The 22,895-nt window shown below is 42.4% G+C and carries 16 protein-coding genes; 8 read left to right on the top strand and 8 right to left on the bottom strand.

The annotated features are described in order from the left end of the window. Positions 1 to 12: 12 nt before the first annotated feature. Positions 13 to 1,830, top strand: a complete 1,818-nt coding sequence (gene treZ, locus C5745_RS04230; RefSeq protein ID WP_165793014.1) for a malto-oligosyltrehalose trehalohydrolase — start codon at positions 13 to 15, stop codon at positions 1,828 to 1,830. Here treZ and C5745_RS04225 read toward each other — a convergent pair. The 4 genes from C5745_RS04225 to folB form a co-directional block, all read right to left on the bottom strand. Beyond that, positions 1,827 to 2,240 (bottom strand): DUF2721 domain-containing protein, encoded by a 414-nt coding sequence (locus C5745_RS04225; protein ID WP_105715737.1) that lies wholly within the window; start codon positions 2,238 to 2,240, stop codon positions 1,827 to 1,829. The genes treZ and C5745_RS04225 overlap by 4 nt on opposite strands. 127 nt (positions 2,241 to 2,367) lie before the next feature. Continuing rightward, positions 2,368 to 3,600 carry an MFS transporter gene (locus C5745_RS04220; protein WP_105715736.1) on the bottom strand — a complete coding sequence of 411 codons (1,233 nt, stop codon included), beginning with the start codon at positions 3,598 to 3,600 and terminating at the stop codon, positions 2,368 to 2,370. 308 nt (positions 3,601 to 3,908) lie between these two features. After that, positions 3,909 to 4,352, bottom strand: a complete 444-nt coding sequence (locus C5745_RS04215; protein ID WP_105715735.1) for an Hsp20/alpha crystallin family protein — start codon at positions 4,350 to 4,352, stop codon at positions 3,909 to 3,911. A 127-nt stretch (positions 4,353 to 4,479) separates the two neighbouring features. Then, the gene (gene folB / locus C5745_RS04210; protein WP_105715734.1) at positions 4,480 to 4,845 is read right to left on the bottom strand and encodes a dihydroneopterin aldolase; all 366 of its coding nucleotides are present in this window, start codon (positions 4,843 to 4,845) and stop codon (positions 4,480 to 4,482) included. Positions 4,846 to 4,921: 76 nt separating this feature from the next. Here folB and C5745_RS04205 point away from each other — a divergent pair, with 76 nt between their 5' ends. Next, positions 4,922 to 5,656, top strand: a complete 735-nt coding sequence (locus C5745_RS04205) for a 3-keto-disaccharide hydrolase (RefSeq protein WP_105715733.1) — start codon at positions 4,922 to 4,924, stop codon at positions 5,654 to 5,656. Positions 5,657 to 5,727: 71 nt separating this feature from the next. On the opposite strand, the gene asnB is transcribed toward C5745_RS04205, so the two are convergent. From asnB to C5745_RS04190, 3 genes are all read right to left on the bottom strand, one after another. Continuing rightward, positions 5,728 to 7,419 carry an asparagine synthase B gene (asnB, locus tag C5745_RS04200; RefSeq protein ID WP_105715732.1) on the bottom strand — a complete coding sequence of 564 codons (1,692 nt, stop codon included), beginning with the start codon at positions 7,417 to 7,419 and terminating at the stop codon, positions 5,728 to 5,730. A 207-nt stretch (positions 7,420 to 7,626) separates the two neighbouring features. Continuing rightward, positions 7,627 to 9,465 carry a UbiD family decarboxylase gene (locus C5745_RS04195; RefSeq protein ID WP_105715731.1) on the bottom strand — a complete coding sequence of 613 codons (1,839 nt, stop codon included), beginning with the start codon at positions 9,463 to 9,465 and terminating at the stop codon, positions 7,627 to 7,629. A 66-nt stretch (positions 9,466 to 9,531) separates the two neighbouring features. Then, positions 9,532 to 10,389 carry an SDR family oxidoreductase gene (locus C5745_RS04190; protein ID WP_105715730.1) on the bottom strand — a complete coding sequence of 286 codons (858 nt, stop codon included), beginning with the start codon at positions 10,387 to 10,389 and terminating at the stop codon, positions 9,532 to 9,534. Between the two features lie 209 nt (positions 10,390 to 10,598). Between C5745_RS04190 and C5745_RS04185 the strand changes: the two genes are divergently transcribed. From C5745_RS04185 to C5745_RS04170, 4 genes are all read left to right on the top strand, one after another. Continuing rightward, positions 10,599 to 11,843 (top strand): deoxyribodipyrimidine photo-lyase, encoded by a 1,245-nt coding sequence (locus C5745_RS04185; RefSeq protein ID WP_105715729.1) that lies wholly within the window; start codon positions 10,599 to 10,601, stop codon positions 11,841 to 11,843. A gap of 163 nt (positions 11,844 to 12,006) precedes the next feature. After that, entirely contained in the window at positions 12,007 to 14,736 is a 2,730-nt protein-coding gene (locus C5745_RS04180; RefSeq protein ID WP_105715728.1) for a 2-oxoglutarate dehydrogenase E1 component, read from the top strand. 147 nt (positions 14,737 to 14,883) lie between these two features. Next, on the top strand, positions 14,884 to 16,122 hold the full coding sequence (gene odhB / locus C5745_RS04175; protein ID WP_105715727.1) for a 2-oxoglutarate dehydrogenase complex dihydrolipoyllysine-residue succinyltransferase: 1,239 nt from the start codon (positions 14,884 to 14,886) through the stop codon (positions 16,120 to 16,122). An 86-nt stretch (positions 16,123 to 16,208) separates the two neighbouring features. Further along, positions 16,209 to 17,219 (top strand): hypothetical protein, encoded by a 1,011-nt coding sequence (locus C5745_RS04170; protein WP_105715726.1) that lies wholly within the window; start codon positions 16,209 to 16,211, stop codon positions 17,217 to 17,219. Between the two features lie 16 nt (positions 17,220 to 17,235). On the opposite strand, the gene C5745_RS04165 is transcribed toward C5745_RS04170, so the two are convergent. Beyond that, the gene (locus C5745_RS04165) at positions 17,236 to 19,170 is read right to left on the bottom strand and encodes an LTA synthase family protein (protein WP_105715725.1); all 1,935 of its coding nucleotides are present in this window, start codon (positions 19,168 to 19,170) and stop codon (positions 17,236 to 17,238) included. 190 nt (positions 19,171 to 19,360) lie between these two features. Between C5745_RS04165 and C5745_RS04160 the strand changes: the two genes are divergently transcribed. Both C5745_RS04160 and C5745_RS04155 read left to right on the top strand, forming a co-directional pair. Beyond that, positions 19,361 to 21,979, top strand: a complete 2,619-nt coding sequence (locus tag C5745_RS04160; protein WP_105715724.1) for a valine--tRNA ligase — start codon at positions 19,361 to 19,363, stop codon at positions 21,977 to 21,979. A 60-nt stretch (positions 21,980 to 22,039) separates the two neighbouring features. Continuing rightward, on the top strand, positions 22,040 to 22,792 hold the full coding sequence (locus tag C5745_RS04155; protein ID WP_105715723.1) for an isocitrate lyase/PEP mutase family protein: 753 nt from the start codon (positions 22,040 to 22,042) through the stop codon (positions 22,790 to 22,792). Positions 22,793 to 22,895 lie beyond the last annotated feature (103 nt).

The raw sequence follows: 22,895 nt of genomic DNA, 5'->3' as shown, positions 1-22,895 counted from the left end.
ATTAAAATGCATATGAATACCGAGAGAACAACCTCACTAGGCGTTACGCTTACGGAAAATAAAGCCCAAATTACAGTATGGGCTCCCAAAGCCGAAAGCATAATATGTCGGACCTATCAACCTAATAAAGATATCGTCTTGTCGCAGCAAGCCTATGGTTACTGGTTTGCGGAGCATGAGGATATAGTTGCGGGCCAGCGTTACCACTTTGTTGTTGATGGCGAAGCGCTACCTGACCCGGTATCGCGGTCCCAGCCGGAGGGCGTGCATGGATCATCGGCGGTTGCGGATCTTGATTTCGATTGGACTGATCAAGACTATCAATGTCCACCTTTAGCTGAGTTCATTATCTACGAGCTACATGTCGGAACATTTTCTCCCTCACACGATTTTGAAGGTGTCATCGAACGCTTACCATATCTCAAGAATTTAGGTATAACAGCAATAGAAATCATGCCGGTAGCACAGTTTCCGGGAGAGCGAAATTGGGGATACGATGGCACGTTTTTGTTTGCGGTACAACACGCTTATGGTGGGGCGCGAGGATTGCAACGGCTGGTAGACGCTTGTCATCGAGAAGGGCTAGCCGTCATTCTCGATGTTGTATATAACCATTTTGGCCCGGAAGGCAATTACCTAGAGAAATATGGCCCATATCTTACGGAAAAATACCATACACCTTGGGGAAAAGCAGTCAATTATGACGATTCGTGGAATCATGGCGTACGAGACTTCGTTTGTGAAAATGTACGGATGTGGTTCCGTGATTTTCACGTAGACGCACTTCGTCTTGACGCCGTCCACGCTATAAAGGATTTTAGTCCTTCGCACATACTTCAGGATATAAGACGGACAACAGACATTTTGATGCGTGAAACTGGGCAAACACATTATCTGATAGCGGAATGTGATCTGAACGACAAACGCTTTTTAGAGCCCCTGGAACGGAACGGTTTCGCCATAGATGCTCAATGGCTTGATGAATTCCACCACGCTCTACGTGTCGCCGCCGGCGAAGAACAAAAAGGGTATTATAAGGAATTTAATGGCGTCGAAGATCTTGCCAAGGCGTATGAGCAAGCTTATGTATTTACGGGTCAGTACTCTACCCACCGTCACAAGTTTTTCGGCAGCAGTGCTGATGGGATCCCAGGAGAGAAATTCATTGTTTTCTCACAGAACCATGATCAGGTCGGCAACCGTATGCTGGGTGAACGAAGCAGTTTATTGTTTACACCCGAGTTACAACGTTTAATGGCTATGGCCGTAATCGTCTCCCCATTTATCCCTTTATTGTTTATGGGCGAAGAATGGGGCTCACGAAAGCCTTTCTATTATTTTGTAAGCCATACCGATCCTGAACTAATAACTGCTGTCCGCAGAGGCCGTCGCGAAGAGTTTTCTGATTTTCACGGCGAAGGAGAGGTGCCCGATCCACAGGATGTAAAAACCTTTCGCGATAGTATATTGGATTGGACAGAGACAGCTGTAGCAGAGCATCAACGCATGTTACGGTATTATCAAGGTCTGATTGCTTTGAGAAAGTCGAATACCGTATTTCAGATTCTAAAAAGAGAAAATCTACATGTGTTTAGTGACCTGCAGAAAGATTCGCTGGTACTGCGTTTTGAATATAAAAAAGAAATGCTGATCTGCATTCTCAATTTTTCATCGTGCACGCAGCGTTATGCTATTCCTGAAGATCAACTGTGGGAAAAAGTGTGGGATACCGCCGAGCGCAAATGGGGCGGCCTTTCTTCAGCCATACTGACCGACCGTTTCGCAGATCTCCCTGCTCAAACAGGTATCATAATACAAACGCGAATCTAGGTTAGATGATTGTCGACCTTTCCAGCATCCATGTCACTCAACTCAAGCTCCAGGGCCTTATTGCTCAACTGAATTTCTACGAAAGAAATAACTAACGATATGGTAAAAAACAAAAGGCTCATTGCAAAAGCGATTTCAGCTACCAATACATTGTCTAAGTAGATGCCATACATACACACAATGCAGCTTATAAAACTCACCACGCCCGCACCTTGCATATGTCGCAATAATTTAAGTCGATAGCGAAGATTTCCGATTTGACCTTGCAGTACACCTTTTTTATTGTGTTCGAGATATTTAGCATGTAAGCTCCGCACGAGCGCAGCCAAGGCTAAAAAACGATTGGTGTACGCCAGCATAATTAAACTGATAGCCGGAAAGAGCAAAGCTGCTGTGTTGTACGTTATCATAAGCTAACCGATGATATTTTTGTTATAAAACCAAAAGACAATTATCGAAGATAATCAATATTATGTGTACATGAAAACAACGCTGTCTGCTTTTAATTCTATTAGAGGGACTTCACAACTATAATGATTAACGCGAATCCTTTCTCCCCAACTCCATAACAAAGCGATTAAAGAAAGAAAACACGCCAACAAGGGCAATAATGCTCCCTAAAGCAATAAAAATATTGTTTACACCAAAGAAATCTGCTGCCCATCCGGTTCCAAGCAGTCCGATGACGGTGGGGATGATGGCCATACTGAAATAAAGGGAGAAGACACGTCCCATCACTTCGGCACGTACCTCTTCTTGCAATACGGTCATAAAACTCGCGTTATAAATCGTTGCTACTATGCCTCCTACAGCTGTTAATCCCACCAAAATCCAGAACGTATGCGTTGGGATAACACCTGATAATGCTAAGCTTATCCCTAAAATAATGGTAGTCATATTGATCATCACGACTTTCCGAATCGTGGGCTTAAAGATCCCCAACACGCTCCCCCCAACCAACATGCCGATTCCCCAAGCCATTTCGACTATGCTCATTTCCCATTTGCCTCCACCGAAATATTGCAAGGTTAACAACGGGAACAATACAGCCACAGGCATAATACAAAAGGTTGCGATCGTAGAAAAAGCGAAAAGCCAGGTCAGCCCTTTGTTATCCAAAATCGCTTTAAATCCCAATTTTAAGTCGTTCCACGCCTGTCCAAAACTTGCTTTTGCCTTTTCAGGGATTTCCGGATTCGGGATATGTACAAACAGCAACGCCGTGATAGCGACAGTGGCACCGACGATATCCAATAGCAAGACATTGCCTATCGACATCAAAGTAATTGCTAAAGCTCCTAATGCCGGACCTGCAATTGCGGATATTGATTGTATCATCTGGTTCACGCCCGCGATTCGTAACAATTCACCCGCTGGTGCAATCATGGGGACGGATGCCTGCATAGCGGGCATATGGAAAGCCGACCCTACCGAACGCAGCGCGAGCATAGCATATATTAGAATAAGACTTTCATATCCAAGATAGAAACTAATCGACATGACCAACGTGCATAGTGCTACGAAACCATCGGCAAACATCATCGTTTTCTTCCGGTTCCAGCGGTCAATGTAAATTCCTGCAAACGGACCGATAACCGCCGCAGGCAACATTCCTGCAATAGCGCCATAAGCAAGCACCTCAGCTGAGCCATGTTCGATGCTCAACCAAATAATAATAGCAAAATTCACGGCTGAGCTCGTAATCAATGATATGAACTGCCCAATCCATATAATGAGGAATTTCTTTTTCCAGTTTTCTTTCTCTTGCATAAACTTTCTGTATAAAACGTAATCTTTTGACGTTTTGTAATCAAAAATAAAAATGAGAATATGGATAAAACAAGCGCGGAACGGCTTATTTTAACGGCTATCGAGACATAGTGGATGCCTAGTGCTTACGCTATTCTGTTGCGTTCAGTCAATACCCGATATAGAGAAGTAATTTTCATAATGTAGCAAAGATAAACGAAAAATATAGAAAAGCCAGCACGATGACATAAAAAAATGGCAAAAAGAAAGCCCCTGCAAAATCTGCAGAGGCTCTCCCTCACCTTAAACTACTACACTACTTACAATTATTATTTCACTTCGATAAGCCTTTTTGCAACGATCGCGTCTTCTTTCTTACCAACGGTCACTTGCAAAACACCGTCTATATATTCCGCTTCGATTTCATTGTAATTTACAGAATCAGGTAGTGAAAATGAGCGCGTAAAGGATGTATAGCTGAACTCTTTTTTACTATAGAGTTTATCGCCCTTGCTCGTCTCTTCTTTTTTCTCTGCGGAAATGGTAATCATATTTTTATCCACATTGATTTTAAAATCTGATTTCTGTAGTCCCGGAGCCGCTAATTCTATCTTGAACGACTTTTCAGTTTCCGCAATATTAACTGCAGGTACACGTGTAATAAGCCGATCACCGATAAATGAATCGTTGAAAAAGTTATCAAAAAAGCTGTTAACATAAGGGTTAACTGCGTCTGAATTGATAGTTCTGTTGGGAAACTTAATTAATGCCATTTTTGTATCCTCCTATTTTTTAATTTCTTTTAATGTACTTACCTTCAAATCAAATCTTATACCGAATGATACAGAAATGAATATAAAGACATTTTGTCATTAAAAAACGATTTAAAACGCCATATTGTCACCTATGATAACATAAAGAGACCCTAGCTTGTACGTGATCATGCCCGAACGGAGGTGTCGTTTTATGAACAGACACTCGGGCTTCGTCAACAAAGGGATAGCGGTTTTGTATTTTAGAAAGAATTTCTTCTGCGGCGGACTCGAGAAGCCTACGTTCTTTTTTCATGACCTCATATACTAGATTGTAAAGTTCTCCGTAGTTAATTGTATTTGATAAATCTTCCGTATTGGCATTGCCGAACGGAAAGCGAACGACAACATCCACGAAAAACTCGTTCCCCAAGATACGTTCTTCTTTGTAATAACCGATTGGAGAAAAGAAGCGCACCTTCTGAAGCGCTACTTCTTGTGTGATAGAACCCATATACAAACATATGAAAAAATGAAAAATGTAAAAATTAATACATATTATTGCTTAATTAAACGTAAAATAACATCTGATGAAGATTCAATTAGGGAGCACATTGCTATTTCTAACATTATCCATTAGTAGTATGGCACAGACAAAATTCAAACCGGAGGATACCGAATTTTACTCACCTAACCCTCCTGTCGTAACAGTTCACAACCAAGTACCTAGCGATGCTATTGTTTTATTCGACGGGAAAACACTCGATCACTGGGTGAGTCGTGACAACCCCACACAACCGGCTGAATGGACACTAGAGAATAACATCTTGACTGTTAAACCCAAAACAGGCGACATCCAGACTAAACAAACATTTGAGGATTTCCAACTTCATCTAGAATGGAAAAGTCCAGCTGTTATCAAAGGCGAGGGACAGGGACGTGGAAATAGTGGCCTCTTCCTTCAGGGACGTTATGAAATTCAAATATTAGATAACGATGATAATCCCACGTACGTCAATGGTCAGGCCGGAAGTCTATATAAGCAAAGACCTCCGTTAGTGGAGGTAAGGGCACCAGAAGACAGATGGCACCGATATGACATCATTTACAAAGCTCCAAGATTCAATAAAGATGGTATGCTGATCAGTAAAGGCACATTTACGTTACTCCATAATGGAGTTGTTGTGCAAAACAATACCGTTATCGAAGGGACTACAGAATATATAGGTTTACCCAAGATGCAAGCTCACGGTGCGGGGCCTATTATCTTACAGGATCATGGCGATTTGGTCAATTTCCGAAACATCTGGATTAGACCATTATAGCCTAAGACGAAAAGGTAGAGATGTGCTACCTCACATCTCTACAAAACAAAATAAAAAAGCACTAAATAGTCCTAGATTAACGGCTTCGATGTCTTTTCATAACTATCATTGTGCACATGGGCTACCGCTCTTCCTGAGGGATCGTTCATATTCTGAAAAGACGCGTCCCACGCTAATGCCTCTGGCGTACTACACGCTACCGATTTCACAGACGGCACCGTTCGGGCCGCGGCTTCCGAAGGGAAATGCGACTCAAAAATGGAACGATACAGAAACTCTTCTTTATTTTTTGGTGGATTAACAGGGAAGCGTGTTGCCGCTATATCGAACTCAACATCCGAGACCTTGCTTTCTGCCAATTCTTTTAATGTATCGATCCAACTGTACCCCACACCGTCAGAGAACTGCTCCTTTTGTCGCCATGCTATGCTTTCTGGCAGATAGTCCTCAAATGCCTTTCGCACCACCCATTTCTCCATTCGCCCGTCTTTGATCATCTTATCCGCTGGATTAAGCGTCATGGCGATATCCATAAACTCTTTATCTAAAAACGGCACGCGACCTTCCACACCCCACGCTGCCAACGACTTATTCGCGCGCAAACAATCGTATAAGTACAATTTGTTCAGTTTTCGAACAGTCTCTTCATGAAATTCCTGAGCATTGGGCGCTTTATGAAAATATAGATACCCTCCAAAAAGTTCATCCGACCCCTCGCCCGACAACACCATTTTAATCCCCATGGATTTGATAACCCTCGATAGAAGATACATCGGTGTTGAGGCACGTATTGTCGTCACATCGTAGGTTTCGAGGTGGTAAATAACGTCTCGAATGGCATCTAGCCCCTCTTGAATCGTAAAGTTTATCTCATGATGGATCGTACCAATGTGGTCAGCTGCTTTTTTCGCAGCAATTAGATCGGGGGCCCCTTTTAGGCCTACAGCAAAGGAATGCAGTTGTGGATACCACGCCTCTTCCTTCCCTTCTGTTTCAATACGCTTGGAGGCAAATTTCTTCGTGACAGCAGCGATAACCGATGAATCAAGGCCACCAGATAATAGTACGCCGTATGGAACATCCGACATAAGCTGCCGTTGTACTGCATCTTCAAGCGCCTGTCGTAATTTGACTAAATCTGTCTCGTTATCTTTCACTATGTCATAAGACTCCCACTCCCGAATATACCATTTCCTAAGCTCCCCCCCATCTTTACTCGAAAGATAGTGCCCTGGAGGAAATTGTGCCATCTCCACACAAAACCCTTCCAATGATTTCAACTCCGACGCAACAAAGAGTTGTCCCTGTTCATCTTTACCATAATACAAAGGAATGATACCCATATGATCACGAGCCACCAACCAAGAGTTGTCACGAGAATCATATAACGCAAAACCAAATATACCGTTCAAGTCTTCTATAAACGAAGGACCTTTAGCCAGATACAACGCCAAAATAACTTCCGAATCCGACTGTGTGGTAAACTCGTAATTAGGCAGCGTATTGCGGAGCTGTTGATGATTGTATATTTCGCCGTTCACTGCAAGGACAACGCTCTTATCCGGACTAAACAACGGCTGACTCCCCGATTTAGGATCGACAATAGCCAACCGCTCATGCGCTAAAATAGCTTTTTCGCTGGTAAAAATACCCGACCAATCCGGTCCGCGATGGCGAATCCGCTTCGACATCTCCAGAACCTGCGGTCTTAACTTCTCCGAAGAGAATGGCTTTAATTCAAAAGCACCAACAATTCCACACATAAATTTAATTTTTAATACTGTTCACTAATATGCATTAGCGTAATAACACAAAGAAACATATAAAAAATCAAATTAACAACGTTTTTTAACTTTCATTGAAAAAAAAATAAAGAAACAATTATTTGTTTATCAAAATAATATCAAAACGAGCATTTAATTGACATCCACCTTGCCCCGACACGATCTAAACCTCGAAATACGTGGTGCTTATATAATGCCATACAAAGACCCGCCTTTTGACCCTAAACGATCTACACTTCGCTCCACTGCTTCATTTTTGATCAAATCCGGCGCGTGATGGGGCTTACGTCTCGCGTCGATGATTACGGGCCCTTTGCACCCCCAATGTTTAAAGGAGGTAAAACTATCAATACCATAAATATCATAGGCGGGGTTACTACGTGTGAAAGTCACCCAAATAAAGTTATTCATGTTATCCGCCGTAAAGCCAGCGTCATCTGCTAGCACAATTAGCTGAATGCCGGCCCAATCCTGCGATTGCACTTCCTTACACCACGCGTCAATTACGTTTCCCTCATCAGCGTATGTTGTAAACAGCGCTCCCTCGACCACAACGACACCGGGCAGGGGCATTTTAGCCCGGTTAAACGGTCTAGGAAAATTTAAAGCTGCCGGAATATTCCTTAATAGCTCCCGTTTTTTGTTTCCCACAGCTGCAAACGTGACTTTCGAACCAGCATTTAGCCCATCCCCAGAGTAGTCCAAGGTATCAATGGTGGTATTGGTGAGAAAGTGTAAATCGCGGGTTAGGTCGATGCGCTCCAAAATATGCATGAAAAATCCGGGGATATCGTGGATATCCAGCCCGGGGTTATCTTCATAAGCGCCAATAAAAAGATATTTCGCCAAACTAAGCTGGTTTGTCCCCAATATCTGATTGGCAATCGTCAAGACTTCCTGTGGACGATCCACTTCTTGATACGGTGTGTAGCGCTCACTTCCTATAGCAAATAGTAACGGGTGTACCCCCGCAGCGTCAACGGCATGAACCGCATGAAGGCCACTTATCTGTTGAGGAATTGCATTTCCTGTGATTTCATGAATCAGCGCACCAAAACTTGTGTCTTCCTGCGGCGGCCTACCGACAACCGTAAATGACCAGATGGGGTTCCGGCGGTGGTAAACCTTATGTACTTTCATAAGCGGAAAGGGATGCGTCAAGCTGTAATAACCGATATGATCTCCAAAGGGACCTTCGGGCTTCGTTTCGTTAGGATACACCGTGCCAGTTATGACAAAATCAGCGTCAGCTGAAATACAGAACCCTTCGTCGTCATAAAAATAGCGAAAGCGTCGATTACCTAACGCTCCGGCAAAAATCATCTCGGAAAGTCCTTCGGGCAATGGCATTACGGCTGACAGCGCGTGCGATGGTGGACCACCAACAAAAATACTGACCTTTAAGGGCATACCGAGCTGGTTCGCCTTTGTTTGATGTACGCCGATCCCGCGGTGTAATTGATAATGAAGACCGATCTCCTTATTAGCAGCGTAATCGTTACCAGACAATTGTATACGATACATTCCTAGATTAGCCTGCATAATGCCAGGACGTGAAATATCTTCTGTATACACTTGTGGCATGGTCACAAACGCACCGCCGTCCATTGGCCAGTTGATGATTTGGGGTAAAGCCGATATTTCCGTCTGTCCGTACAATATAGGAGCCCTACTTTTTTTCTTCCACGGAAGTGCACCAAGTGCTACCACGGACGAACCGACATAATCAAAAGGGTTTTTCAATACTGACGCGGGATTCATCTTTACATCAACCAATTTTTTTACGTGGTCTAACGTATCACGGAACATGAATTTTGAGCGCTCTAGCGTCCCAAAGAGGTTGGAAACCGCAGGAAATGTTGACCCTTTTATATTCTCAAAGAAAAGCGCCGGCCCAGCGACATCAAATACCCGCATGTGGATAGCGGCCATTTCCAGGTGGGGATCTACTTCTTCTCTTATGCGTATCAAATGTCCGTGTTGTTCCAAATCAGCGACACACGCTGCCAAACTGTTGTATCCCATGTCTTGCGCAATATAATAAGCAACAAAATTAACAGAATAACCGGAAAACGGGCAATAGACGAAAAATTACTCTGCTAAAAGGATTTGTTCGATTGAAGAGAAAGTAAAGGAAAGATGTTTTTTCCAAGTATTAGCTACCACACTTTCCTCCTGGATACCACGAAGAAACTCAGCCATTGCAGTATCGCTCGCCACGCTCCTTTTGGATATTAAGTTAAGCAGCCAATGCGGTAAATAAACTACGGTTTGGGAAGCTAACTTTAATTTTAGGTCGCGAAACACCCCGTATAAGTCTACCGCTGTTATCGTTTCTGCCCCACCAACCTCCAATACGGTATAATGGAAAGCAGGAACGTCCAAAACAGCTTTTAGCCAACGTACAAAATCATTTACACCTATTGGCTGTAGCAGATTCCCGCCATATCTCTTCGAGTAAAAGACAAATCTTTTTTTCGCAATACTACGATATACATTATAAAGCAGACAATCCTTCCCTAAAACGATATTTTTTAAGATTACCGTGTAATCTAATGCGAATTCCTTTAGCAAATTCAAAATGGGCTCTAACGCTTGCTTATCCATTAAACGGGCCACGTAGACTATTCGGTTACACCCCATACGCTTAACCAGATGGATGAAATTGCGCAGGCATAATAATTCCACGCGCAAGTTAACTATATCGTCTAGCGTGGGAACCTGCGTAAAGTAAAACGATGCTTTCAAATCTGGCACGTTTATTTGGCCATCTGTTTCCCCTTTGAGTAAATCATACTCAAACACTTCGGCATGTAGAGGCTCCGACAAACGCTTTTCGAACAGGGCTCTGTTTCTCGTGATAGCGAACACATGAAAGTTTTCATCGGCCATCAGATTCGTACATCGCCGCCCCACGTAATTATTGAGTCCGCTGATCAGTATATTCATAAAAATTCAGTTATATAATCATCTGATTTCATAACACAATAAAACGGTGAATGTTCACACTAAAACCTATTTGTTACAAAAAAGTACACCACGGAACTTTCTTCTTCATTTGTCTCTTCTTTGTAAAAAGACCTCGTACAACGAAATCGGACCGTATTTTACGCTATCTTTGCGTCAATCGTTAACATTTCCGCTTGGCATTTTCTCGTATGACAAAAAAGGTAATTTTAGTATGGTTTAGGAATGATCTGCGTGTCCACGATAATGAAATTCTGCATGAAGCAGTGCAAAAGGGCGACATTGTCATACCGGTTTATTTTTTTGACCCCCGTTATTTTAAAACAAACGAACTAGGATTTCGAAACACTGGTGTTATCCGCGCCAAATTTCTTTTAGATTCTGTTACCCATCTTAAATCTACACTACAAGAAATAGGCGCCGACTTATTGGTTTTTAACGGTAAACCAGAGGATGAAATAGGTATACTCTGCGCCAAATACGAAGTAACCGAAGTGTATCACCACAGGGAGGTAGCCCAACGGGAAACAAGGATTTCAGAACGGGTAGAGGAAGCGCTTTGGAAAGAAAAAATTAATTTAAAGCATTTTATAGGACATACCCTATATCATAAAGAGGACTTACCCATCCCTATTAGAGACATCCCGGACTCTTTCAACTCTTTCAAGAAAAAAGTAGAAAAAGAGAGTTTCGTGCGACCTGCCCTACCCCCCGTCTCCCGTATAACGACCCACCCCCATTTGGAAACGACCCACATACCAACATTGGAAGAGCTAGGCTTTTCGCAGGAAGTCATAGTGTCATTAAACAACATAGAAGCACCATTACAAGGGGGGGAGGGAAAAGCATTGGAAATGATCGAAATGACGCTTTCCGCAGATTATGATGACGTAAATGATTATAATTTTATATCTCCCTATATAGCAAATGGCGCCGTTTCGCCAGCTTTTTACTATCATAAAATCAAAACACATTACCATCCATCGAAAAAAAAGAAGTACGACAGATTACTGGCACGACTGTTATGGCGAGATTATTTTCGATTTATGTTAAAGAAATATCCTAATATATTTTTCAAGCCGCACGGTGCGAACGCGAGCTCTCCGACTGCCCCTGGGGATGCTTTAAAAGTATTTATACGTGACGGTAGCCATCCCCCTCTCATTAATGAACTTATCCATGACCTGCAAACAACAGGCAATCTACCGTATGAATACCGAGAAATTTTGGCCGCTTATATGCTCCAAGAATCGAACGTCAATCATTTGATTGGAGCAAGCTTTTTTGAAGAATATTTATTGGATTACGCGCCCGCAACGACATACGGGTATTGGCTTCACTTTGCCGGATATGGCACCAGTTCTAAGGATAATTTAAAATTATCCTGGGAAGAGCTCCTCAAGAAAAACTATCGAGCAAAAAAGACAATAAAATAGGACGATATAACACATGTTCTCCCTACAGGCACAGCGCAGTGTCATATTATTTCTATATATACCGCTATCCCCGGTTTAAACTTGTTTTTTATTGCATTTATCCATGACATAATATCTAATATTTGTTAACTTTGGACAAAATTTTTATACGTAAGATTTCCTCATGGATAAATTAACATATTTGAGTAACGCAGATTCCGGATATATTGACTCGTTATATCAAGCATACAAGGAAGACCCAAATTCAGTAGACGCCAGTTGGCAAAAGTTTTTTGAAGGATTCGATTTCGGACAAGCTTACGGAGGAGAAACCATTGCCGAACAAACTCCCGAACACACCATTAAAGAAATCAAAGTATTAAACATGATTCATGGTTATCGTGACCGTGGACACTTGTTTACAGAAACCAACCCTGTTCGTGAGCGCCGCAAGTACTTTCCGGGAAAAGAACTGGAAACGTTCGGTTTATCCGAAGCGGATATGGAAACCGTTTTCAACGCGGGTGTTGAAATAGGCCTCGGCCCTGCTAAACTCAAAGACATCCGTCAATTTATCGAGGACACTTATTGTCGTTCTATCGGCGCAGAATTTCGCTATATCCGCCATCCGGAAAAAATTAAGTTTCTACAAGATCGGATGGAAGCGGATAGAAACACGCCAAACTTCCCGATAGAAAGCAAAAAACGTATTTTAAAGAAGCTAAACGAGGCTGTTATTTTTGAGAGCTTTTTGGGTACAAAATTTTTAGGACAAAAACGATTTTCGCTAGAAGGTGGCGAATCCTTGATACCTGCGTTAGATTCTGTTATTCAGAAAGGGTCATCGCTTGGTATTGAAGAATTTGTTATCGGAATGGCACATCGTGGCCGTTTGAATGTACTGTCCAATATTATGGGTAAGCCTTATAAAACCATATTCTCTGAATTTGAAGGGAAAATGTACGAAGCGGATCCCGAAACACAGTTTGGCGGCGACGTAAAATATCACCTGGGTTTTTCTTCGGATATCACGAGCCAAGAGGGAAAGAACATTCACCTTAGTCTTGCGCCAAATCCGTCTCATCTAGAAACCGTCGATGGCGTTGCGGAAGGTATGGTACGCTCTAAAATCGATATGAAATATGGCGGCGATTCTTCGAAGATAGCACCGATTCTTATCCACGGGGACGCTGCTGTAGCTGCTCAAGGCATCGTCTACGAAACCATACAGATGTCCAAACTAGATGGTTACAAAACAGGTGGTACTATTCATATTGTGATCAACAACCAGGTAGGTTTTACTACCAACTATAAAGATGGTAGGTCGTCGACTTATTGTACAGACATCGCGAAAGTTACGTTATCTCCTGTTTTCCACGTCAACGGTGACGACGTCGAAGCATTGGTGTATGCTATTAATCTCGCGGTAGAATATCGGCAGAAATACAAAACTGATGTATTCATCGACCTTTTGGGCTACAGACGTTTTGGTCATAATGAAGCAGATGAACCGAAATTTACACAACCTTCGTTATACAAGCTTATCGAAAAACACCCGAACACTTTGGCTATTTATGTAGATAAGCTTATCAAACAAGGTTCTGTCAATGCTGAATACGCTAAAACGTTAGAGAAAGATTTTCGTGCCATTTTACAAGACCGATTAGATGCGGCCAAAGCAGTGGAGGAGATTAGTGACGAACGCCCTATGTTTGCGGGGGCATGGAAAGGGCTACGGCCGGCAAGACAATCTGATATTGACAAACCGGTAATCACTAAAGTTACCGAAACGTTATTTTTAGAATTGGCAAAAGAAATGAACACTTTGCCAAAAGATAAGAAATTCTTCCGGAAGATCACCAAAGTCTATGAGGACCGGTTAAAGATGATCGAAACAGACAAATATGACTGGGCAATGGGTGAGCTCATGGCTTATGCTACGCTATTGAACGAAGATTATCGCGTGCGTATCTCCGGACAGGATGTACAACGCGGTACCTTTTCTCATCGTCATGCTGTCGTAACTTTAGAAGATTCAGACGAGACCTACACACCACTGTCGAAACTAAAAGGTGGAGACAAATTCTGTATATACAATTCTTTATTATCAGAATATGCAGTATTAGCATTTGAATACGGTTATGCGTCGGTTAATCCAAACGCGCTGACAATCTGGGAAGCTCAATTCGGTGACTTCGCTAACGGTGCGCAGATTGTATTTGATCAATACATCTCCTCGGGAGAAACAAAATGGAAACGCTCCAATGGACTTGTTATGCTACTTCCTCACGGAATGGAGGGGCAAGGACCTGAACACTCGTCATGTCGCATAGAACGTTATTTGGAATTAAGTGCGAACGATAATATTATTGTGGCAAATTGTACAACACCTGCAAACTATTTCCATCTGTTACGTCGTCAGCTTCATCGCGACTTCCGTAAACCATTGGTTGTAGCAACGCCGAAAAGCCTTTTACGGCATCCGAAGGCTGTTTCTTCCCTTACCGATTTTACACAAAAAGCTTTTCAAGAAATAATAGACGATGAGAACGTAGCAGCCAAGTCTGTAAAACGTGTCGTGCTATGCTCGGGCAAGATTTATTACGACTTGTTGGAGAAACAAGACGCTGATAAACGTAAAGATGTTGCAGTGGTACGTATCGAGCAATTATTCCCTATTGCATACGATCAACTTGAAGCCCTCCGCAAAAAATATGCGAAAGCAGAGTTCGTATGGGTACAGGAAGAGAATGAAAACATGGGCGCGTGGCCTTTTTATTGCCGTAAACTCAGTGGTTCGTCACTGAACCTACGCGTTATAGCTCGTCCAGAAAGCGGATCGCCTGCGACGGGGTATATGAAACGGCACTTAGCACAACAAACGGAGATAATTAATAACGCATTTCTTCTTTAAAATAGTCCTTGATGGCTGAAGAAAGCGAAATAAATTAACTTATATGCTGAGGTGGATATATTGCATATAAAAATGAATTTATTTAGGTTTGAAATATAAAACATATTAACAAGTATCCTTGTTGTTGATATAATAGAAAACAAAAATATGAGCTTAGAAATCAAAGTACCTGCCGTAGGAGAATCGATCACAGAGGTGACCTTGGCACAATGGCTAAAACAAGATGGCGATTATGTAGAAATGGACGAAAACATCGCTGAATTGGAATCCGACAAAGCAACTTTTGAATTACCAGCAGAAAAAGCAGGTATTCTCAAAATTATTGCACAAGAGGGTGATACTTTAGAAATTGGTGCGGTAGTATGTAGCATCGAAGATGGGGATGCTCCGGCGGGAGGTGCAGATAAAGAAGAAGAGGCTCCTACTGCAAGAGAAGAGACAACTGCGCCGGCAAAGGAAGAAGCTGAAAGCTCGGATTCCTACGCAGCGGGAACAGCGTCTCCGGCTGCGGCTAAAATATTGAGAGAGAAAGGAATCAACGTATCAACAATCAAAGGCACGGGCAAAGATGGTCGTATTACCAAAGAAGATGCAGAGAAAGCACAAGCTAAACCTGCAACGTCTAAAGCAGAAAACAAAGCTGCTTCCGAGCCGGCATCTTCGGCACCGGTCACTGTTACGGGGTCACGCAATGAGCGTCGGGAAAAAATGACCTCGCTTCGTAAAACAATTGCGAAACGTTTGGTAAGCGTGAAGAATGAAACGGCTATGTTAACGACGTTTAACGAAGTAAACATGCAGCCAATCATGGACCTCCGTTCAAAATACAAAGATGCTTTTAAAGAAAAACATGGTGTTGGTTTAGGTTTCATGTCATTCTTTACGAAAGCCGTAACCATGGCATTAAAAGAATGGCCGGCGGTTAATGCACGTATCGAAGAAAACGAAATCGTATATTCGGACTTCGCTGACATTTCTATCGCGGTTTCTGCTCCTAAAGGCTTGGTGGTTCCGGTCATCAGAAACGCTGAATCTATGAGCCTGTACCAAATTGAAAAAGAAGTTATCAACTTAGCGACAAAAGCACGCGACAACAAATTGACTATCGAGGAAATGACTGGCGGAACGTTTACGATCACTAATGGCGGTGTATTTGGTTCGATGATGTCGACTCCAATCATCAATGCACCTCAATCCGCTATCCTAGGTATGCACAATATCGTGCAACGTCCGGTAGCTGAAAATGGTCAAGTGGTTATTCGTCCGATGATGTATATCGCATTATCTTATGATCACCGCACCATTGATGGCCGCGAATCCGTGAGTTTCCTTGTTCGTGTAAAACAATTACTGGAAGACCCTGCACGGCTATTACTAGAAGTGTAAAATCCACCAATATTCTCTAAAAGGTCGTCTTCTCCCGTAGAGACGACCTTTTTTCTGAGACACGTTTTCTTAGCACACATTCGTTCATGAAACAATTTCTACGCGTCATAGGTTTTTTTACGTTCTTATGTTGTAAGATCGCCTTTATATCCGATGCACAAGAAATCGGTTTAGAAGTCGATTTTTTTGGCTATGCCGACAACCGAGAGTACAAATCTATCTACACGGAGGACAAAACTTTCTTTGGTGCCATCTTATCCCCTAAGCTTTATTTTGAATTGGACAGCAACCATCGTGTTTACGGCGGACTTCACTACAATCAGGATTTCGGTATGCATAGCGAAAACAAGGAACGCGTATCCCCTATTGCCTATTATAATTTCAAGAACAAAAATATTGATTTTGCTCTAGGTCTCCTGCCACGTCACGAACGGCTGGCTGACCTACCCAAGATGGTACTGGCGGATACGTTTATGTACGACCGTCCGAATATAGAAGGCATGTATTTTGCATTTCAGAACCAACATATCAAGCAGGCTATCTATATCGATTGGCTGAGCAAACAAAGCCCTCGGCATCGTGAACGTTTTATTGTTGGACTTTCTGGGAAATATACTTTTGGGAGCTTCTTTGTCGCGGATGATGCACTCCTCTATCACAATGCATTGACTAGCAATGACGAAATGGACGAGCATATTCAAGACAATGGAATAGTACTTTTAAGGGTGGGCGCCGACCTAGGTAACAGGACTTTTTTGGACTCCTTGACTATAGATGCGGGCGCCGCCGTCGGTTTTGACCGCGTACGCACGGAATACGACCTCCGCGTAGCCAAAGGCTTCATTTCAAATATTCATCTAGGCTACAAACAATTCTTCTTAAATAACACCATATATCTGGGCGACCCACAGCATCTTCCCAATGGCGATTCGTTTTATCACCGGGATACGTACAATCGCCTTGATTTGGGCTGGATACCTTTCAGAAAACGAAATCTGGAAGGAAAATTCACAGCTTCTTTCCATTTCGCTCCTGATCAAGTCAGCAACCAACAAGCTTTTACCCTGCGATATAGGTTCGGCAAAACGTTGTTTTAGTAAACACACGTTCGCTTTAAGGTGCAACCAAATTATTATGTATCATACGGTTATTGTATTGCTGAATAAAGGCTTTCAAATTACGTTCTAAGCTGTCTGCAACCTGTGCTTCCTCGGCTAATACATCTTCTTGTTCCAAGCGGTCTACTCTTAAATTGAACAAGGACAGAGGTTTCTCTCCATTGTGGGTCATAAAATAATCCCCTTGGAAGAAACAATATGTGCCGCTAATATTATTGACCGAGAAATTACTACTATTATCGGCAAAGGCATCAAATCCGAAGGAAAAATAGGGCTTGTCGTAACCCAAATAATTCATTACAGTAGGCATAATATCGATCTGTTGTACCAACTTGTCCGAAACGCCGCGTAAGTTTTTATTACTCGGATGATAGAAGACAATCGGAATAGCCACACTATTAGCTGATGTCTTATATTCGGGTAAATGACTAACGGTCGCGTGGTCGGCACAGATGACGAACAATGTATTGTCAAACCATGGCATTTTCGAAGCCGTCTGAAAAAACTGCCGCAAAGCGTAATCGGCATAGCCTACAGGTTCTTGTACAGGAAGAGGACCTTTTGGAAATTTCCCTTCGTACTGGATAGGTACTCTAAAGGGATGGTGAGATGACAAAGAGAAAAATCCGGCGAAAAAGGGTTGTTGAAGATTATTTAGTTCTTTTGCCATAAATTGCATGAAAGGCTCGTCCCAGATTCCCCACATCCCATCAAAATCTTTGTTGTTATTATACTCGTCCTTACCAAAATAATGTTGAACTCCTGCCAGTCGCATATACGCCGAAAACCCCATACTACCATTGGGTGCTCCATGAAAGAATGCTGTTTCGTATCCCTCCTCGCCCAATAACTTTGCCATACTTGTGGTCTTATTTCCGGAATATATCGATAGTACAAAAGGTTCCCCTATGGATGGAATCCCCGTAATAATCGAAGGCAATGCGTCGATGGATTTTCGTCCGTTTGCAAATGTTCTTGAAAATGTATACGAATCCGCAATTAACGAATCCAAAAATGGCGTATACCCCTTATAATTTCCACCTTGTATATCTTTATTTAATGCTCCGATATGCTCTTTCGCGAAGCTCTCTAAAATCAAGATCACCACATTCGCTTTCTTAAAAACAGCTGTATCACTGGGCCGATGAATAACAGGATAAATTTGCTCCAATTCTTCTTCCGAGTAATAGTGAACTTCCTTAAACTGAACCGCCTTCAACGTTTTCAGTATGCTAAAAGGTGTATTCAGTACGATATTCATCTCTTCAGGGCTATGTACATAGTCCCCCGCATTGTTCAGCGTGATTGGACGCGTACTGTGTGCCCATCCTCCACGTACCCCTCCTACAAATAAGAAAGCAATCATTAAGAATAGCATCGCATGGGCAGTGTAAAACGGAATCGAAAGCTTTACCGGACGATATACGATAACTATACGTGCGACGGCCCTAATCACAAAGATCAAAGCCACAAACAACAACACCAGTCCCCAATACCCCCACACAAAATCAAAAGCCAACTTAGTGAGATTATCTTCGTTAGCAAACTGACTAAACACCGTACCTGTTGTTCTTTTTAAGGTAAACGGATAATATGCATAATCAACCAGGTTTAACGCAACCCCCAAACTGTTGGTGATGATAAAAAGCCATTGGGCTGCCTTCTGGTAAGAGCGCGTGTATTTGAAAAGCAAAGGTATGCCCTGCATCAAGATGTAAAGCATATTCAGGTAAAGCAAGGCTACCACATCAAATTTTACACCTCCCCACAGCATACGAAAAAAATCATCCGTTTCCACACTAGGAAACAACGACTTGTTATATGTATAAAATCCTGCCCGCAACACGGTATATAAAATTAGTAACAGGAAAAACTGGATAACCAGCAGCCAAAAAGTATTGACCAAGTTATAAGATAACCTATTTTTCATCAGCAAAGCAAAAAATCAACCTACAAGCAACATACGGGTAAAGTACATTTACCTCCATCTTATTTACAATAATTTAATATAAAATTAATTTCAAATTTACATTATTATTTGGGAATACACGTTGTCCGATATTCGCAATCTGCTCTTTATTCCGTATTTTTGCGTTTCGATTTTTGAATGATTTACAATAATGAGCATAGCAAAAACATACAACCCTAAAGAAGCGGAAGAAAAGTGGTATTCTTATTGGATGGAGAATGGTTTTTTCCGTTCTACACCTGACGAGCGCGAACCGTATACTATTGTCATGCCACCGCCAAATGTCACGGGCGTTCTCCACATGGGACACATGCTAAACAATACCATTCAAGACGTATTGATCCGTCGTGCACGCATGCAAGGCAAAAATGCTTGTTGGGTACCGGGAACTGACCACGCTTCTATTGCTACCGAAGCTAAAGTTGTTGCTATGCTTAAAGAACGAGGCATTGATAAAGAATCCTTGAGTCGCGAGGACTTTCTGAGACACGCTTGGGAATGGAAAGAAAAATATGGCGGTATCATCTTAAAACAATTAGAAAAATTAGGTGCATCTTGCGACTGGGAGCGCACGAAGTTCACCATGGATTCCGATTTGTCCGAAGCGGTTATCGATACGTTTATTAAATTTTACAAAGACGGCTATATTTATCGTGGTGTACGAATGGTGAACTGGGATCCACAAGGAAAAACAGCGCTTTCCGATGAAGAAGTTATCCGTAAAGAAGTCAACCAAAAACTATATTACATTCGCTATCAAGTCAAAGATAGTGAAGATTATATTATCATCGCCACTACGCGTCCCGAAACAATCATGGCAGACACAGCCATTTGTATCAATCCTCTTGATGAACGCTATCAGCATCTGCAAGGAAAAACAGTCCTTGTTCCTTTAATAAACCGCGAAATTCCTATTATCCAAGACGAATACGTGGAGATGGAATTCGGTACTGGTTGTTTAAAAGTAACGCCCGCGCATGATCTCAATGATTACGAGTTAGGGCAGAAACATAACCTTCCTGTTATCGATATTCTGAACGACGATGGGACATTGAATGAAAAGGCACAAATACTCATTGGGGAAGACCGCTTTATAGCACGTAAGAAAGCTGCAAAGATGCTGGAAGAAGCTGGTCAGATTGAGAAGATCGAAGACTATAAATCGCAAGTAGGCTTCTCCGAACGTACCGATGCGGCTATAGAACCGAAGCTCTCAATGCAATGGTTCTGCAAAATGAACGAATTGGCGAGACCGGCATTAGAATATGTAGAGAACGGCTCAATTAAGTTGATTCCTGAAAAATTCTTTGCTTCCTACAAGCACTGGATGGAAAACGTAAAAGACTGGTGTATTTCCCGTCAATTGTGGTGGGGGCAACGTATCCCAGCATGGTACAACGAAAGGAATGAGTGGGTGGTAGCCAAAACCGAGGCAGAAGCCCAGGAAGCTTTTGAAGCAGATGGGAAGTCTGCAGACGGTATCCGACAAGAAGACGACGTTTTGGACACTTGGTTTTCATCGGGCCTATGGCCGATGTCTGTATTCGACGGTGTACGTCATCCGGAAAATGAAGATTTCAAATATTACTACCCTACTAATGATTTGGTAACCGCACCGGAGATTCTATTCTTTTGGGTAGCGCGTATGATTATTATGGGGCACGAGTACACGCAGACCCCTCCATTCCGAAATGTATATCTTACCGGAATCGTCCGTGACAAATTGGGTCGAAAGATGTCCAAATCATTAGGCAATTCACCCGACCCCATTGAACTAATGGAACAATATGGTACCGATGGGGTACGCGTAGGTATGCTTCTCTCCTCTCCTGCGGGCAACGACCTCATGTTTGATGTTGCTTATTGCGAACAAGGGCGAAACTTTGCTAATAAAATTTGGAACGCCTTCCGTTTGGTGAAAGGTTGGGAAAGTACAGATGCACCGGCTACTTCCGCGCAAAAAACGGCAGCGTTGTGGTTTGAAAACCGTTTCAACCAAGCGGTAGCCGAAATTGATGAACATTTTGCTAATTATCGTCTTTCTGATGCCTTAATGGCGACTTATAAATTGATTTGGGATGATTTCTGTGCTTGGTACCTTGAATTAGTGAAACCAGCGTATCAAACGCCCATTGAGAAGGAAACGCTCGAAAAGGCTAAAGTTCTTTTTCAAAATGTATTGACACTGGCACATCCATTTATGCCATTCCTGACAGAAGAATTGTGGCATGATGAATTATTTGGCTCACGCGATGCTCAAGATTGCGTTATCGTGGCCCAATATCCTACCGTACAAGCTTACGATGAGCAAATAATCAAGGAATTTGTCATCGTTCAACAAATCATTTCGGAAGTGCGCAATGTGCGAAATTCCAAGGGGATGTCACCGAAAACGACCTTGCCCTTGGCCATTAACGGAACAGAGATTGATTTCACGAAGTATCAGGATAGTATTATCAAATTAGCGAATGTTTCGGAGTTGAACTTTGTACAGGAGAAGATAACAGGGGCTATAAGCTTCCTAGCCGGAAAGAATGAATGCTACGTAAAATTGGATACTGGAAATATAGACTTGGAAGCGGAACGTGAACGCATTACAAAAGAGATAGCTTATCTCCAGGGATTCTTGGTTTCTGTAGACAAAAAGCTGTTAAATGAGCGTTTCGTACAGAATGCCAAACCGGAAATCGTGGAAAATGAGCGTAACAAAAAGGCCGACGCCGAAGCAAAGATTAAGATTCTCGCAGAGAGCCTTATAAGTTTGGGGTAAAATCAAGTAAATAGAAAACCAAATGGCCTCCCTGCTGTTCTTCTAGTAAAACACATGATTATGTCGCAGACTATTTTTAAACAGCTTCATCAGGAGAAATCGATATTAATATTAGGAAACGTATGGGATGCCCAAAGTGCGAAAGTAGCACAAGATGCCGGCTTTAAAGCATTGGGAAGTTCTAGTCATGCCATTGCTAATCTTTTAGGACATGAAGACGGAGAACAAATATCGATGGACGAAATACTGTTTATGATTGAACGTATCGTTAACGCTGTCGATATTCCTGTGTCGGTAGATTTCGAGGCCGGTTACGATGATAACCCCGATACCGTCGCCGGATATGTTCGACAGCTGTCAGATCTAGGCGTCGTAGGAATCAACCTCGAAGACGGAAAAGTCATAGGGGGTGAACGAAAGCTATTGGATGCTCCGTTGTTGGCCGATAAAATACGCGCAATTAAAGCCGCTACCCCTGACATGTTTATCAACGCCAGAGCTGACACATACACGACAGGGCATCCCCAAGCACTGGAAGAATCTATTAAACGAGCTGCGTTATATCAAGAAGCGGGTGCGGACGGACTCTTTATTCCACTTGTGGAAACAAAAGAAGATATTGAAAAATTAGTTGCATCTACACAACTCCCACTCAATGTTTTTTTAACTGATAAATTGCCTGATCTGGAAACGTTACATCAATGGGGGGTAAAACGGCTCAGCCATGGAGCGAAAATCTATGAATGGCTGGTGGAAAAGAATGCAGAGGTATTTCGGTATTTTGTGAATGAGCCGAGGCTTCCTTCGTCGTAAACAAACTTTGGTAAAATAATTAAAATAGGGAACTGAAATCCCTATTTTAATTTCATCCTATCCAATCTTCTTATGGTGTCTTAAGGTTTACAAAGCTTAAAGA

Source organism: Sphingobacterium haloxyli (assembly GCF_002980525.1).
Classification (GTDB): domain Bacteria; phylum Bacteroidota; class Bacteroidia; order Sphingobacteriales; family Sphingobacteriaceae; genus Sphingobacterium; species Sphingobacterium haloxyli.
The sequence above is the reverse complement of the archived record's forward strand: the minus strand, read 5'-3'. Positions and strand labels throughout refer to the sequence as shown.